This window comes from Cellvibrio fibrivorans (assembly GCF_031457055.1).
Lineage (GTDB): Bacteria > Pseudomonadota > Gammaproteobacteria > Pseudomonadales > Cellvibrionaceae > Cellvibrio > Cellvibrio fibrivorans.
This window is the reverse complement of sequence record NZ_JAVDVX010000004.1, coordinates 35,019-50,481: the sequence shown is the minus strand read 5'-3', so window position 1 is coordinate 50,481 and position 15,463 is coordinate 35,019. Positions and strand designations below refer to the sequence as shown.

Genomic DNA, 15,463 nt, shown 5'->3' with positions numbered 1-15,463 from the left:
GAGTCTATTGTTAATGACAACCACCACGCCAATTACCCAAAAACTATTCGGCACCATAGCTGCCGGTGAAGTAGTAAATGAATATACCTTGACCAATAAACGCGGTAGCAGCGTAAAAATTATTAACCTCGGCGGCATCATCACCGAGTGGCATATGCGCGATAAAAACGGCGCGCTTGCCGATGTGGTCTTGGGCTTTGATACCCTCGAACCCTATCTGGATATCGGCCCCTATTTTGGTGCACTCATTGGCCGTGTTGGCAACCGTATCGCCAATGCACAATTCACATTGGATGGCGAAACTTATTCACTGACCGCGAATAATGGCAGCAATAATTTGCACGGCGGGCCAATTGGTTTTGATAAAAAAGTCTGGAGCGCAATTACCGCAGACGATGCAAATGGTCCCATTTTAAAATTACATTTGTTGAGTGAAGATGGCGATCAGGGTTTTCCCGGTAATCTGGATGTCACCGTCACTTATCAATTCACGCATGATGACGAAATCATCGTGGATTATTTCGCCACTACCGATAAGGCTACACCAGTAAATCTAACCCAGCACACCTATTTCAATCTTGCGGGCAAGGGCGATATCCTCAATCATCAAATGCAAATCTTTGCCGACCATATTAACGCGGTAAATGAAGTTCAAATCCCCGTTGGCGCACCTATGCCAGTTGCTAATACTCCATTTGATTTCCGCAACCCGCGTCCTATCGGCGAATTAATTAATACCGAGCACGAACAAATTAAAAACGGTTTTGGTTACGATCACAATTTTCTGATCAATCAAAAAACTTACAAAGAATTAACCCTGGCTGCGCGTGTTGAAGAAGCAACTTCAGGTCGCGCACTGGAAGTATTCACTGAAGAGCCGGGCGTGCAATTCTATTCCGGCAACTTTTTAGATGGCACATTAGCCGGCAAAGGTATTACCTACCAAAAACGCACTGGCTTTTGTTTGGAACCGCAGCATGCACCGGACTCCATTAACCAATCGCAATTTCCGTCGATAGTCTTGCGTCCGGGTGAGGAATATAAAACTCGCACGATTTTTAAACTTTCGGTAAGCTAAGGGCTCAATTGTTTATCAAGGAGCAGATGTGATGAGTAGCTTACAGCTAGGTATGTTAGTGGCGATATTGTTGGTGTGGTTGTTAACGATTATTGATATAGCCAGGTCTTCCAGAGTGGATAAGGATGAAAAGCTGATTTGGATTTTTACCTGTTTAGCGCTCTCCTGGTTTTGCTGGATATTGTTTTACGCATTGGCGCCGCTTAAAAAGCGTTTTAGCTGAAGCCCTAATAAAAAACGCCCTGTATTTAAAAGTGCAGGGCGTTTTTTATTTCCCCCAAAGATAGAGTAAAACTGATGATTTGACTCCTGCATCGACTTTGCATAGTCTGCGCACATAAAACAATAAAACTCTAGATGCTATCAACCGTGCGGTTTTACACAACAACCAGTAATAGGGAATTTTATTATGGCAATACGATTCATTTCGTTACTTATTTGTGTCTGTTTTATTACCGCCTGTGGTGGTTCCGGTTCTTCGGTTTCTTCAAGTCGCTCATCTCTGGCTAACTCGATAGCAACGACATCCTCATCAAGCGTTACAGCGTCCTCTAGTAGTGCTACAGCAATCCGGCAGCAAATTAACCCTCGCGAAGCCAAATTTTTTCAAGAGGCGGGTTTATGGCTAGGTTATACCAAAGTGGATGCTCGTAATCGTTTTGCGCAGGATGATCCACAAAAACCGTTTCTGGAAACACGCTTAACTGAAACCTCGGTAAATACGTATCTATTTACGCCAGCATCGAATGAGATTGCAGAAGGCTTATGTGTTTTTCCTCTTGACCCTGAGCAAACAAAGGACGGGTTTAGAAATATGTTGTTTGATACGCCGGTCGCCAATGAGCTTTATTGTGTAACTGACGATCATCTATTTCGTGAGGTAGATGGTTCCTATACGGTTGAGTATCACTGCGGCAGTGAGCTAGTTGCTACCACGCGCTTGGTCAAAGTATCGTCGGTAGCGGCGTTTAACGATCATGGTTTGATACTCGGCGGCGCACAAGTGCCACAGTCCGGTTGTTTTAACTGGAATCTGTCTCATTTCGAATTTTGGTCTTTGGATGCGCAGGGCAGGGATATACAGCTTGAAAGTGATGCCCATGTATTCAACGGCATTCAATTACGTACAGGCATCAATAAGCATTCAGTTTTATTTTATTTTAGAAATATTAAAAGTGCTTGGAAGTCTGGTGTGTATGATTTGGCTCCACATGATTTTAATGATCCTATGCTAATTGATAGCGCTGCTGTGGAAGTGCTTCCGGCAAATGCAGGCTTAGATGTTGATCCGCAGTGGCATATTTCAGTCAGTCATGGGGAGTTGCGTCTTGATCGTATTGAGCCACTTAGAATGAGTGGCAGTTTCCTATTGCATGAATCAGCTAATAAGAGTATCTCCGGTAGCTTTTCCTTTGATGTCAGTGAATATTTTACTGAATAAAACTTAAAATTTTTGCAACAGAAAAGCCCCACCTTTCAACCGAAAGGCGGGGCTTTTTGTTATCGCTTATTTATTCTGGCTATAGAGTCAGTCGTGGTAAGTAGCCACCTGGAAGAACTCCGAATACCGAGAGGACAATTAGTATAAGCAAGATAATGAACAAAACCCTTACCACTTGTGCAACGGGCGAGGGTAATGGCAGCAGGGATACCAACCACCAAATAAGGCCGAATACGACCAGATAGACGATTAAATTAATAAGAGAGTCCATATTGTTTTCCTTTAAAAATGGCTAAAGATTGGTGAGCGCACGTCATTTACATGTGCCTTTTTTAAATCCGGTAAGATGCTTATTGTCGAACAATCCATGACGCGTAAGTCGCCTGCATCATATAAAGGAAGGTGGCTTGCTGGCGGTGCGTTAGCGAACAAAAGGTATAGCGGACGGGTTTTATATTTCCCTTATCTGAACTGTAAAGATTCTCAAAAAGCTTGGTCTGTGGGTGATTTCTGGGTAGAATCTATTTGTCTTATAATATTAAGACAATATCAAACACAACCTCGCTTCATAACAATAATTTGCAGGTGATCACTATGTTTACACGTTTGCTCGCTGGCCTTGGCCTATGGGTGCTGAGCTTCACCGCTTCAGCTATCACCCTCTCCGGTTTAATCAACTCGCATGACCCTGGCACTATCACTAAAGATGGAAATACCTATTTCCATTTCACGACCGGTACGGGGATTTGGTATTCCACATCGACCAACCTCACCACCTGGACGGGTGCCGCTAGCCCGGTGTTCTCTACCTATCCGTCATGGATTTACAACAAAGTAAATAACTTCAGTGGATCGTTCTGGGCGCCGGATGTAATCCACATGAACGGTTATTACTACCTCTATTACTCGGTTTCGACGTTTGGGACTTCAGTGTCCGCGATTGGTGTTGCACGCACTGCCTCGCTTACATCGCCTAGCTGGACGGATTTGGGCATTGTGGTTGAATCCTGGGGCGGCAGTTCCGAGATTAATGCTATCGACCCTGCGCTTTACCGCGACCACGATGGCAAGGTGTACATGAGTTACGGCTCCTTTTTTGGCGGGATAGGTATCGCAGAAATAAATCAAAGCAGCGGCAAATTAAATGGCAGCGTGACCAAAATTTACGGCGGCAACCATGCCGATATTGAAGCGCCTTATATTTCACGCAACGGCGATTACTATTATTTGTTTATTAATCGCGGCGCTTGCTGTAACGGTGCAAGCAGCACCTATTACGTGCAAGTGGCGCGCTCAACGTCAATCACCGGCCCTTACACCGATGTGCGCACACTGCTGCCCAATACCGATGGCAAATACAAAGGCCCCGGCCATATTGGTGTGTTGAAACAAGACGGCTGTAATTATGTTTCTACGCACTATTACGATTTAAATGATAACGGTGCAGCCAAGCTCGATATTTTAAAAATGACCTACAGCAATGGCTGGCCCACATTAACGCGCAGTTTTTCGGTGGCGAGTTGCGGCGGTGTGAGCGATGGTTTGTATCGGATCACTGCACGCCATAGCGGTAAGGATTTACTGCCTGCTGCTAAATCCAGCGCAAACGGCGCGATGATTCAGCAAGAAACTTGGAATAGTTATCGCGCGCAACAGTGGTATCTGATCAACCAAGGTACTGGTTATTACAGTGTGATTAATGCTGCGAGTTTGAAAAGTTTGGATGTGTATAACAATTCCACCGCAGCCGGTGCGAACATCTCACAGTGGGATTATTGGGGCGGGGCAGGGCAAAAATGGAGCCTGACCAGCAACAGTGGTTATTACACGGTGAAATCGCAATTGAGTAATTTGCCGCTCGATGTGTTGAATTTAAGCACAGCTAACGGAGCGCAAATTATTCAATGGACTGCAACCGGTGCGACTAACCAGCAATTTAGTTTGACTCGACTGAAATAGATGTTTTATATCCGAAAAACTACAGCGCATTGAATGCGCTGTAGTTTTTTAATGGACTTTAATAAAAACGAGGTAAAAATGAAAAAAATAGGCAGTTATTTGGTCATGTTCAGTGTGTGCGTATTAGCCGGGTGCAGCAAGCCAGCGCCTGATTTGCTTACCAGTCCCGATAAACAATTGCACGTGAAGGTGTTTGTCACCAAACAAAATACACTTGCCTATTCAATTGATCGTGCAGCGCAACCGGTTGTGCTCGAATCGGATTTGGGTTTGCAATTAACCGCGGCTGATTTTACCCAGGGTGTTGCTATTGAATCCCAATCGCCAGTTGCTCCCGTAACTGATGAGTACAGCATGCGTGTGGGCAAAAAGAGCAAGATTGCCTACAGCGCCAATGAGCAAACCTTTGTTATTGAAAATGCACAGCAACAAAAATTACAGGTCACCTTCCGCGTTTCCAATGACGGTGTCGCCTTTCGCTATGCAGTGACCGATCCTGTGATTGCACAAAAACAATTTGTAAAAGAAACCACCAGCTTCCATTTTGCGCCTACTGCCAAAGCCTGGTTGCAACCCATGTCGGTCGCGCAAACCGGTTGGAGCAATACCAATCCTTCTTATGAAGAACATTATCAAATGGATATTCCGGTCGGCACCGCATCCACGCTGGGCGCGGGTTGGGCATTTCCCGGATTATTTAATACTAATAATAATTGGGTATTAATTTCGGAAGCGGGAATGGATGGCAGCTGGCATGCATCGCGTTTAGCCCATGACTCTGCCGATGGCGAATACACTGTCGCTTCACCGCAGGCACCAGAGGTGTTTACCAATGGTGGATTGCTCGCGAGTGGCACAGATAAATTAATTTCCCCCTGGCGTATTTTGGCAATCGGTGATTTGCCGACGATTATGCAATCCACCCTCGGTACTGATCTGGCCATCCCCGCCATTAGCTTAAAAAATGATTTTATAAAACCTGGTCATTCTTCCTGGAGCTGGGCGATTTTAAAAGACGATTTCACTACCTTTGATGTGCAGAAAAAATTTATCGATTACGCCGCAGATATGTATTGGGATTACACCCTAATCGATGCCGATTGGGATAAAAAAATCGGCTACGAAAAATTAAAAGAACTGGTTGATTACGCTGCGAAAAAAAATATCGGAATTTTAGTGTGGTACAACTCATCGGGCGATTGGAACCAAACGCCCTATAGCCCCAAAAGCGAATTGTTAACCCACGAGCAGCGCGCAGCCGTTTTTGCGCGTTTGCGTGATATAGGCGTTAAAGGTTTAAAAATTGATTTTTTTGCCGGCGATGGCCAATCAATGATTGCATATTACGTGGATATCTTAAAAGACGCAGCTGAATATAACTTGTCGGTGAATTTTCACGGTGCAACTTTGCCGCGCGGCTGGCAGCGTACTTATCCGCATTTGATGACCATGGAGTCGATCAAAGGTTTTGAGTTCACTACTTTCTCACAGGCGGATCAAGATCCGGTTGCCAAACATGTTGCCATGGCGCTGTTTGCGCGCAATGTGTTTGACCCAATGGATTTTACCCCTATGGCGTTTGGCGATATCCCCAATATCAAGCGTGTAACGGAAAACTCATTTGAATTAGCGGAATCGGTTTTGATGATTTCGGGCATCCAGCATTTTGCCGAGATTCCCGAAGGTATGGCGACAGCGCCGGATTACGTTAAAGATTTCCTGCGCGAATTGCCGCGCGAGTGGGACGATGTGAAATTTATTGACGGCTACCCGGGGAAATATCTGGTGCTTGCGCGCAAGGCGGGTGATGCCTGGTATATCGCCGGTATTAACGCCGAAGCAGAAAGCAAAACACTGACATTGGATTTGAGTTTTGCGGGCGATCAAAAAGGTGTGTTGATTGGCAGCGGTGAAACCGAGCGCAGTTTTGTGCAGCAGGAGATCAACAGCAAAACCCCACAAACAATTACTTTGCGACCAAGCGCCGGTTTTGTGGTGGTGTTGAAGTAAATGTTTACCGTAGGTAAAGCGGGCCGCGTAGGCTGAGGAACGAACCGCAACATGACCATGTCGCCGCGCCAACCAAAAGCGAAGTGGAGTATTGAATAAGGTTTCGGTGTGAATTTACAGATGGTCATGTTGCGGTTCGCAGTCTCACCCTACGCGGGCTGCACCAACCTACAAAAAATTAAAAAAGATGTAACCAGTGAGAGAGAAAACATAACTATGAAAAAATTATTAACCGGTCTGTTACTGCCCATTATTTTATTCGGTTGTGCGACCAAAGAACCAAGTAAAACACCCGATAAAATTGCTGCAGATCCCAACACCTTCACCAATCCCATCTACCCCAATGGTGCCGACCCCTGGTTGGAATATTTTCAGGGCAATTATTATTTAACCACCACTACCTGGACATCGCAGTTGGTGATGCGCAAATCGCCCACACTCGCAGGTCTCGCTACAGCAACACCAATTCATATCTGGTCAGAAAGTGAATTGGAGCGCTGCTGTAATTTTTGGGCATTTGAATTCCATCGCTTGAATACACCAAAGGGTTATCGCTGGTATGTGATGTACACCTCCGGTATCGCCGAAAATTATGATCGCCAACATTTAAGTGTGATTGAAAGCCAGGGCGATGATCCGCTTGGGCCTTACACTTACAAAGGTTCGCCTATGCCGGATATCTGGAATATCGACGGCAATTATTTTGAACATAATGGTGAATTATATTTACTGTGGTCGCAGTGGGTAAAAGACGAGCAGACCATTTGGATTTCCAAAATGTCCAATCCCTGGACAGTAACGGGCGAGAAGGTAATGATTTCCCGCCCGCAATACGAATGGGAATTTTCCGGCATGAAAGTAAATGAAGGCCCGGAAATTATCAAACGCAATGGCAAAACTTATATGGTGTATTCCGCGAGTTTTTGTAACACGCCGGATTATAAATTGGGGTTGGTTGAATTAACGGGCAGTGATCCACTTAAACCTGAATCCTGGCGTAAATTTGATAAACCCGTTTTCAGTAAAGCCAATGGTGTTTATGGCCCCGGCCACAACGGCTTTTTTAAATCGCCCGATGGCAGTGAAGATTGGTTGATCTATCACGGTAATGCTAGCGAGTTGGAAGGCTGCAGCAGTACCCGTTCGCTGCGTGCGCAAAAATTCACCTGGAACGATGACGGCACCCCGAATTTTGGCGAACCAGTTGCAGCCGGGAAACCGGTTGTTTCGCCTGCAGGTGAAAATGGCCCATTGATAACAAAAGTGCAAGGCACGCAGGTGCAATTGGTGAGCAAAGCCGATCAGCAATGTGTAACCAATGTGAATGGAAAAATCAGCAGTGCCGATTGCAACAGCACGCAGGCGAGTTGGACTCTGGATTACACCACCAACGGTAATTACCGTTTAGTAAATACAGCGGGATTATTTTTAGGGCAGGGCGGTGAGCAATGCGCTGCTAGCCCTTCTGCTGATTTAAATATTGCCCCATGGCACAACCAGCTTTGCCAGCAATGGCAATTGGTACCGCACGATAAAGGTTGGTTAACCTTGGTGAATGCACAATCAAAACAGGAGTTACAATTTGCCGATTGCAAAGAACCTGCACTTGCGGTGAGTGGAAAAAAATCCGTAGAAGATGTGCCACAATTCATCGAGAAAAAATCGGCCTGCACACTCTGGCGTGTACAACCATTGGGAGAAGTTGCCATCACCAGTATCCAAAGTGGTAAAGCAGTTACTTCAGCGGGTGCTATTGCAAAAGCGGGTAATAATATCGAACAGAATGAGTGGAACAACAACGCGAACCAACGCTGGCTATTGGTAAATACACAAGATGGTTACTACTACATTCAGTCCAGTGTAGATGCCAAGTTGTGCATGGCGATTGCCAATAAATCCATAGTGCCCGGCAGCAATGTCGAACTGGCTGCTTGTGGCGATATTCAAACCCAGTGGCAAGTGGATTTTTTAAACGATGGCACTGTAAAACTGGCGAACCGCAAAAGTAATCTAGTGCTGGATTTGGCGCACTGCGGTTTGGCAAACCACACCAATTTTGCACAAGGCCAATGGTTAAATTCCAATTGCCAAAAATTCCAGTTAAAGCCGATTAATTAAAAACCGATTGGTCCTCGCTCCCAGTTTGCAACTCTTCCTCACTCCCAAGCTCTGCTTGGGAGTTCACAACACCACCTCCCAATTATTAGCCAGCTCACCGCTCATTAATCTTTTCCTGAATTTTCCTTCATTTGACAATCCCTGTTGCTACATGTATACAAGTGAACAACTAACCCAACTACAATAATTGCTTCGTAATGTCTTCCCATGACATCTACGATAATCGGCAGTTTTTTGCCGGATACCCCTTGGTTTTTCATCAATGATAACGTTTTACCGGAATTTTGCCCTCGGCTCATTAGTGATGGTGATCCTGACGGCATGCTTGTTGACTATCGGCCATAAAAAATCACAGTTGGCAACGTCATTATTTCCCGCGCGCGATCAGGGTTTGGTTTGGAAAACATCGGTTGAGCCTGAGCAGCCAAAAGGAAAAACACAGTTATCACTCAGAAATGAAGTCGGTAATATCGAGTACGATTTTGTCCTTGATCCTGAGCAGCGGTTTCCTTATACCCACTATTCAATTTATTTTGTCGATGCGATCCAAACCTCGCTGCAGGTCGATCTAACGCGCTACCAAAGGGTGTCGTTTAACATTATCTGCGACCCAAAAAATGTGCTCCTGTTTACTCTGTTCAGTTTTGACGACAAGGTGACCGATCTGAAAAATCTTGTTACCCGCCGTGTATCCTCCACAGCAGTCACCTGCACCCAGAGCTGGACCAAGGTCAGTATTGCGCTGGATGATCTTGAAACGCCGCAGTGGTGGTTAAGTCAATACGGCTTTGACTACAGTGAAAAAGGTTACCGGCTCGATAAATCCATGGGATTCGCCTGGGTTAATTCCTTGCAAAGCCCTGCTAACACCCTCTCCAATGTAAAGCTCACCGATATCCAGTTATCGGGTTACGAGCCGCGCACTATTTATGCGGCCATTGCTGTTTGTGTGTGTTTATGGGTGCTATTTTTTGTGTGGCAATTGCGCCGCTATACGCGGGTGTTGACGCGGGAAATTCGCACGCGGGTGAAGGATGACCAACCGCTAATGGCCTACAAGAAATTATTTATTGAGCCGCAAAAAGATAAAGAAAAAGATGCGCTGCTGCGTTATATGGCGACGGAATATACCAACCATGACTTAAGCCTTGATGCAGCCATTGCATCGCTCAATATTAACCGCAATAAAATTAATGACATTTTAAAAGAAGAGTTGGGTCTGACGTTCACTACCTATTTAAACAAGTTACGCCTGACTGAAGCTGCGCGGTTATTGACTGAGAGCAGCCATGTGAACGTCTCTGAAATCGCCTACGCGGTGGGTTATAACAACGTCCCTTACTTTAATAAGCTGTTCAAACAAGAGTACGGTTGCGCGCCAAAAACCTTCAAAACCTTATATCAGTCAAAAGATCCGCTGTAGTAAAAAATCTACAGCAGTTTTATTAGCGAAAAATATTTTAATATTCCCCTCTCGTAGAATAAGCCTGGTCACTTACTTCTCTGTCATTTTTCGCACAAGAGCTTTCATTTTTCGCATCGCAATAAGAGGTTGTGCGAAAAATGAAAAGATTTCAGCTTATTTCTCTATATCGTTCGCATCTCTCCACCCCTTCATTGTGGGTTCGCTAGTCATATAACAATAATGCCGGTTCGCTCAAACCCTCACACCGATTGTTAGCTTTATGCCAACAACTATTGGTTAAAAAATTTCTATCACTCCATCGCTACTCTTATCGGAGATTAAGACAATGCACACAATAAATATTTTTCCTGAGTATATTACGCAGGCGTTTAAACGAACTCGCACCCTGGTTGCGGCGGGCGCTCTGCTGGCAATCACAGCACAAGGTACGTCAGCTGCCTGTACCTATACCATTGATAATGAATGGAACACTGGCTTTGTCGCGAGCATCACTATCAAAAATGATACGGGTGCAGCGGTCAATGGGTGGAGCATTAATTGGAGCTATTCCACTAACCGGATTACCAGTTCCTGGAATGCTAACCTCACCGGTTCCAATCCTTACACAGCGACCAATATTGGCTGGAATGGTAATATCGCTGCTGGCCAGTCGATATCCTTTGGTTTTCAGGGCAATAAAAACGGCGCTGCTGCGGAGCGTCCAACCATCAACGGCTCTGTATGTGCCGGTGGCACTGCTTCGTCGGTGAGATCCAGTGTTGCACCTAGCTCTGTGGCACCCAGCTCAGTGCCAAGAAGTTCGGTTGCTCCCAGTTCAATCGCCCCCAGCTCAGTGGCGCCCAGCTCGATTGCAGTAACTTCAAGTAGCCGATCTTCTGTTGCACCGACTACACGCAAATTCGTCGGTAACATCACCACTTCAGGTGCGGTGAGACCAGACTTTATTAATTATTGGAATCAAATTACGCCGGAAAACGAAGGCAAATGGGGTTCAGTTGAAGGCACGCGCGATCAATACAACTGGGCGCCGCTCGACCGGATTTATGCCTACGCGCGCGAACATAATATTCCAGTGAAAGCCCATACCTTTGTGTGGGGCAGCCAATTTCCAAGCTGGATTACTAATTTGAGTGCATCTGAACAAGCGGCAGAAATTGAAGAGTGGATTCGCGATTACTGCGCGCGCTATCCGGACACCGCAATGATCGATGTGGTAAATGAAGCGATTCCTGGCCATGCACCGGCTGCCTACGCACAAAATGCATTTGGTAATGATTGGATTATTAAATCCTTCCAGCTCGCACGCCAATATTGCCCTAACGCGATTTTGATTTTGAACGACTACAACGTGTTAAGTTGGGATACCGATAAATTCATCACGCTCGCCAGACCTGTTATCGCTGCCGGTGTAGTGGATGCATTGGGTGCGCAATCCCACGGTCTTGCTGATCGCCCACTATCAGAAACCACAACCAAACTGAATCAAATCGCGGCATTGGGTTTACCGATTTATATTTCTGAATATGACATCGAAAAAACCAATGACCAGGAACAATTGCAGGTGATGCAACAACAATTCCCGTTGTTCTATAACCACGCTTCAGTGAAAGGTATTACCTTGTGGGGCTACGTTGTTGGAAAAACCTGGCGCGAGGGTACCGGCCTGATCCAGGACAACGGAACATTCCGCCCGGCGATGACCTGGCTGATGAATTATCTTGCAACTACAAACCCGTCGAGCCAAAGTTCTGTACCCAGTTCAGTCGCTAGCTCATCCAGATCGAGTCAATCATCAGTGGTAATTTCCAGTTCATCATCAAGTGTGATTGTGCCCGCGAGTTCCACCAGTAGTTCGCGCCTATCTTCAAGTTCATTGCGTTCATCCAGTTCCAGTTCGATTATTTCGACAGCACCTACGTTGGTCTACGCGGTTAACTCGGGCGGCGGCAAAGTAAATTACAACGGCGTTGAATATCAGGCTGACCGTTTTAATACCGGTGGGACAGCGAACAGCACGACCGACAATATCAGCAACGTTGCAGAAGGCGCGCTCTTCCAAAGCGAACTCTACGGCACTTTCGGTTACGCAGTGCCAGTGACTAATTCCACTTACTCCGTCGAGCTGCATTTTGCCGAGATTTACCACACCACCGTTGGCAAACGCTCGTTCAATGTCTCGGTCGAAGGTAAACAGGAAATGTCGCAAACAGATTTGTATTCATTGATTGGTGCTGATGCTGCGTACACCTACACCGTGAACAACGTTCAGGTTACCGATGGCAAATTGAATATTGATCTGACAACGCTGGTTGATAATGCAACCCTTGCCGGTTTTGCGATTTACTCATCAACCGGTGGAAAATTTGTTGAGCCGCCAGTGGTTGATCCAGTTGCAACCAGCAAAGAAAATGAAGGCGCGGATTGCGTACTGGGTACAGCACCTGCTGCAACCAGCAATGCAAAACTGCCTGATCCTTTCAAAAAATATAACGGTGCACGCATCACTTCCAAAGCAGAATGGCGCTGCCAACGTCAGGAAATTTTGAAGCAAGTTGAAGCCTCTATTTATGGAGCAAAACCACCGAAACCTGAAAAAGTAACAGGCACCGTTAGTCGCACACAAATCACTGTGAACGTTGAGCATCAAGGTAAAACCGCCAGCTTTAGCGCCAGAATAGAAATGCCGAGCAATGTGAGCGGCCCGGTACCGGCGGTTGTTGTGCTCGGTGGTTTTGGTGGCGATACCGCAACCATTAAGGCAGAAGGTGTAGCAATCATTACTTATGATCCTTATGTTGTCGGTGCCGAGTCTGGCAGCCGTACTAATAAAACCGGTGCCTTCTACACGATTTACGGCAACAGAAGTACAACCGGATTATTGGCAGCATGGAGTTGGGGTGTGAGCCGTATCATCGACGTGTTGGAACAATCCGGCGCAACCATATTGAAGCCCGATGCAATCGGAGTAACAGGTTGTTCGCGTTTCGGTAAAGGCGCATTCGCAATCGGCGCGTTGGATCAACGCATCGCGTTAACCATGCCGTTTGAATCTGGTAGCGGTGGTGTTCCGATCTGGCGCGGCATTCCAGGCGAAGGCGCACAAAGCCCAAGCAGTGCTTACGGTGAAACCTATTGGTTAGGAGATGCCTTCAGCAATTACACCGCTGATACAAAACGATTACCGGTAGACACCCATCAAATTATTGCACTGGTAGCACCGCGCGGACTGTTCATTATGGACAATCCACACATCGCCAACCTCGGGCCAAAATCAGCGCACGCTGCTGCACTCGCTGGTGCAGAAGTTTACAAAGCGCTTGGTGCAGCCAGTTCCATCACCTACCACTCTAACGTAGCCGACGGATCTCACTGCGCTATTCGCCCGGAACACAAAGCACCAATGCAAGCCAACATCCGCCGCTTCCTGAAAAAAGAATCGGCGACCACGGGCGGTTTAACTGCGCGCTCAAACGCAACGGCAAATATCAACGATTGGGTGGATTGGATTACACCGACGTTGAATTAAGTTTGTTAGTGCCAAGGATGGTTAGTTGAATCATCAAAAAGCCAACATTATTTTTTGCAATGTTGGCTTTTTTGTTTTTTTGGCTTGTGAAAGACAGCGGAGTAATAGGTCGTAATTCAAACTGGCCTTAAAGGCTGCAATAGTGTTTACTTGTTTTTGTTGCCAAGTTTAGCCGTTGATAGTTCGATCTAAATTCCCGCATTCTGATGCTCAGCTTGTACTTGAAGGGCGCGCTTCGCTGAGCAAGCCGCCAGAGGTCGTGTAAGCAATTGCTATAGGAGTATGTATGGAGCCGATTTCAGTAATAGCGACGGGGTATGCAACCGATAAGCTAATTCAACTCGCTGAACGCATGGTTCACACACACGTTATTGAAAGATGGACTCGAAAGAGAGCTATAGAGTTTTATCGATATTTTTGCATATCGTTATTTGCCGAAGAGCCTGATGAAGGAAAGTGCCAAGACTTACTAAATCAACTTTTAGAAGATGACACTAAGTCTGAAATACTTTTTGAAGCATATAGGCTTGTATGTCTTGCTAAATCGAAAACAATTGGACCGCGCATCATTGCAGTTGTCGTAGCCGCGATTATCCAGCGAAATGGAATGGCAAATGGCGACGAAGAAATTCTGCTAGCAGCTGCCGAAACACTTTCAGATGATGAGCTTCTGTCATTTAGTGTGGCGGTAAAAGAATTTGGTGAGCCAAATGAAAAAGAAGAATTTGAGGAAATATTGGAGGCGCGCCAGTACTATTCATCTGATCAGAAGATAAAAATATCGCAAGGTGCATTGGTAGAAAAATATGGGAATTGGGCTGAAAAAATGAAGGCACTTGGCTTGATATCAGAAACAGTTATGGAAAATATATTCGAGCATGCGTTGTTTGGATCAGGTAGAGAGATTGTTCGGTCAGCCCACTTTCACAAGCCAAGTAAGCGATTGATGGAGCTTATTGATCGGCTATCATTTGACATCAATAACTGACCATATTGAAGCCAATTAGCACTTGCGAAAGTTTGAGCAAGATCACCAATGCTCACATTAGATACGATTTATTAAGCAAAAAAGCCAATATTGTTTCCACAATGTTGGTTTTTAATTTTTGTATTCTGAAATGAGCGAAAAACTTTACTTCCCCGCCGCAATCGCATCCTCAATAAAATTCAATGCTTCATCGATCAGCGCCAGCATAGATTGTTTCGCGCGTTCAGGGTTGCGGTTTTTAATCGCATTGAAAACTTTTGCGTGGTCTTCCACTATGCCTTCGTGGTTGCCTTTGATGGGGCTGGTGTGGCTGATACTGACACGCAGGGCGGTGGAAATAAAATCGCGCAGGCGGATGTAAAAACGGTTGTTGCTGGCGTAGAGGATGCTGACGTGAAAGGCGATGTCGGCTTCCAGATCTTCTTTGCTATTGCCTTCGGCTTTGCGCATACCTTCGAGGGCTTTTTCAATATTGTCTAATTTGGTTTGGTCGGCGTAGCGTGCGGCGAGGGCGGCGGCTTCGGGTTCGATGGCGATGCGGACTTGCAAAAATTCTTTTAATACCAGCAGCGAAGGTTTGCTTTCCAATACCCAGCGCAGTAAATCCGGATCAAAAATATTCCACTGATCTTCTGGCAAAATGCGGATGCCCTGACGCGGCTTGCTGGAGATCAATCCTTTTGCAGAGAGCATTTTTACTGCTTCGCGCACAGCGCTGCGGCTTACACCAAATTTATCGCAGAGTTCTGCTTCAGTCGGCAAACTGTCATCCGGAAATTCACCACAAATAATTGTGCGCCCCAGCTCTTGTACCATGCGTTGGGAAAGGTTGAAATTGCGGTCGAGGATTGCCATCGTTGTCATTGCTCTACTAGACGAAAAAGATGGACGAAGATTAACGATTTCTCGTTAATAAT

Annotated in this window: 11 protein-coding genes and 2 pseudogenes; 11 read left to right on the top strand and 2 right to left on the bottom strand. The window is 45.9% G+C overall.

What is annotated here, in order from left to right; translation table 11 throughout:
• Positions 1-13: 13 nt before the first annotated feature.
• The 3 genes from J2X05_RS11585 to J2X05_RS11575 all read left to right on the top strand — a co-directional run bounded on the left by J2X05_RS11585 (position 14) and on the right by J2X05_RS11575 (position 2,519).
• Positions 14-1,078, top strand: a complete 1,065-nt coding sequence (locus tag J2X05_RS11585) for an aldose epimerase family protein (protein ID WP_310072609.1) — start codon at positions 14-16, stop codon at positions 1,076-1,078.
• 31 nt (positions 1,079-1,109) lie between these two features.
• Positions 1,110-1,301, top strand: a complete 192-nt coding sequence (locus J2X05_RS11580) for a hypothetical protein (RefSeq protein WP_310072608.1) — start codon at positions 1,110-1,112, stop codon at positions 1,299-1,301.
• A gap of 186 nt (positions 1,302-1,487) precedes the next feature.
• Entirely contained in the window at positions 1,488-2,519 is a 1,032-nt protein-coding gene (locus J2X05_RS11575; protein WP_310072606.1) for a hypothetical protein, read from the top strand.
• Positions 2,520-2,598: 79 nt separating this feature from the next.
• On the opposite strand, the gene J2X05_RS11570 is transcribed toward J2X05_RS11575, so the two are convergent.
• Positions 2,599-2,790 carry a Thivi_2564 family membrane protein gene (locus J2X05_RS11570; RefSeq protein WP_310072604.1) on the bottom strand — a complete coding sequence of 64 codons (192 nt, stop codon included), beginning with the start codon at positions 2,788-2,790 and terminating at the stop codon, positions 2,599-2,601.
• Positions 2,791-3,113: 323 nt separating this feature from the next.
• Here J2X05_RS11570 and J2X05_RS11565 point away from each other — a divergent pair, with 323 nt between their 5' ends.
• From J2X05_RS11565 to J2X05_RS11540, 8 genes and pseudogenes are all read left to right on the top strand, one after another.
• Positions 3,114-4,478, top strand: coding sequence for a family 43 glycosylhydrolase (locus J2X05_RS11565; protein ID WP_310072602.1), 1,365 nt, complete (start codon positions 3,114-3,116; stop codon positions 4,476-4,478).
• A gap of 78 nt (positions 4,479-4,556) precedes the next feature.
• Positions 4,557-6,488 carry a glycoside hydrolase family 97 protein gene (locus J2X05_RS11560; RefSeq protein WP_310072601.1) on the top strand — a complete coding sequence of 644 codons (1,932 nt, stop codon included), beginning with the start codon at positions 4,557-4,559 and terminating at the stop codon, positions 6,486-6,488.
• A gap of 216 nt (positions 6,489-6,704) precedes the next feature.
• Complete coding sequence (locus J2X05_RS11555; RefSeq protein WP_310072599.1) at positions 6,705-8,606, top strand: family 43 glycosylhydrolase; 1,902 nt, start codon at positions 6,705-6,707, stop codon at positions 8,604-8,606.
• Positions 8,607-8,868: 262 nt separating this feature from the next.
• Positions 8,869-10,029 carry a helix-turn-helix domain-containing protein gene (locus J2X05_RS11550; RefSeq protein WP_310072596.1) on the top strand — a complete coding sequence of 387 codons (1,161 nt, stop codon included), beginning with the start codon at positions 8,869-8,871 and terminating at the stop codon, positions 10,027-10,029.
• A gap of 328 nt (positions 10,030-10,357) precedes the next feature.
• Positions 10,358-10,744: pseudogene (locus J2X05_RS21210) on the top strand (cellulose binding domain-containing protein); the annotation flags it as partial.
• A 177-nt stretch (positions 10,745-10,921) separates the two neighbouring features.
• Positions 10,922-11,752: pseudogene (locus tag J2X05_RS21205) on the top strand (endo-1,4-beta-xylanase); the annotation flags it as partial.
• A complete protein-coding gene (locus tag J2X05_RS21200) occupies positions 11,729-13,558 on the top strand; it encodes a glucuronyl esterase domain-containing protein (protein WP_374725274.1) in 1,830 nt (609 codons plus the stop codon). The pseudogene J2X05_RS21205 and the gene J2X05_RS21200, both read left to right, overlap by 24 nt.
• 286 nt (positions 13,559-13,844) lie before the next feature.
• A complete protein-coding gene (locus tag J2X05_RS11540) occupies positions 13,845-14,546 on the top strand; it encodes a hypothetical protein (protein WP_310072592.1) in 702 nt (233 codons plus the stop codon).
• 144 nt (positions 14,547-14,690) lie between these two features.
• Here the strand turns inward: J2X05_RS11540 and J2X05_RS11535 are convergent, their stop codons facing one another.
• On the bottom strand, positions 14,691-15,410 hold the full coding sequence (locus tag J2X05_RS11535) for a FadR/GntR family transcriptional regulator (RefSeq protein WP_310072590.1): 720 nt from the start codon (positions 15,408-15,410) through the stop codon (positions 14,691-14,693).
• Between the last annotated feature and the right edge of the window lie 53 nt (positions 15,411-15,463).

Bases quoted from the DNA above. Each gene is read 5' to 3' on its own strand.
- J2X05_RS11585 (WP_310072609.1), top strand. From the start codon at position 14: ATGACAACCACCACGCCAATTACCCAAAAACTATTCGGCACCATAGCT.
- J2X05_RS11580 (WP_310072608.1), top strand. From the start codon at position 1,110: ATGAGTAGCTTACAGCTAGGTATGTTAGTGGCGATATTGTTGGTGTGG.
- J2X05_RS11575 (WP_310072606.1), top strand. From the start codon at position 1,488: ATGGCAATACGATTCATTTCGTTACTTATTTGTGTCTGTTTTATTACC.
- J2X05_RS11570 (WP_310072604.1), bottom strand. From the start codon at position 2,790: ATGGACTCTCTTATTAATTTAATCGTCTATCTGGTCGTATTCGGCCTT.
- J2X05_RS11565 (WP_310072602.1), top strand. From the start codon at position 3,114: ATGTTTACACGTTTGCTCGCTGGCCTTGGCCTATGGGTGCTGAGCTTC.
- J2X05_RS11560 (WP_310072601.1), top strand. From the start codon at position 4,557: ATGAAAAAAATAGGCAGTTATTTGGTCATGTTCAGTGTGTGCGTATTA.
- J2X05_RS11555 (WP_310072599.1), top strand. From the start codon at position 6,705: ATGAAAAAATTATTAACCGGTCTGTTACTGCCCATTATTTTATTCGGT.
- J2X05_RS11550 (WP_310072596.1), top strand. From the start codon at position 8,869: ATGATAACGTTTTACCGGAATTTTGCCCTCGGCTCATTAGTGATGGTG.
- J2X05_RS21200 (WP_374725274.1), top strand. From the start codon at position 11,729: ATGACCTGGCTGATGAATTATCTTGCAACTACAAACCCGTCGAGCCAA.
- J2X05_RS11540 (WP_310072592.1), top strand. From the start codon at position 13,845: ATGGAGCCGATTTCAGTAATAGCGACGGGGTATGCAACCGATAAGCTA.
- J2X05_RS11535 (WP_310072590.1), bottom strand. From the start codon at position 15,410: ATGACAACGATGGCAATCCTCGACCGCAATTTCAACCTTTCCCAACGC.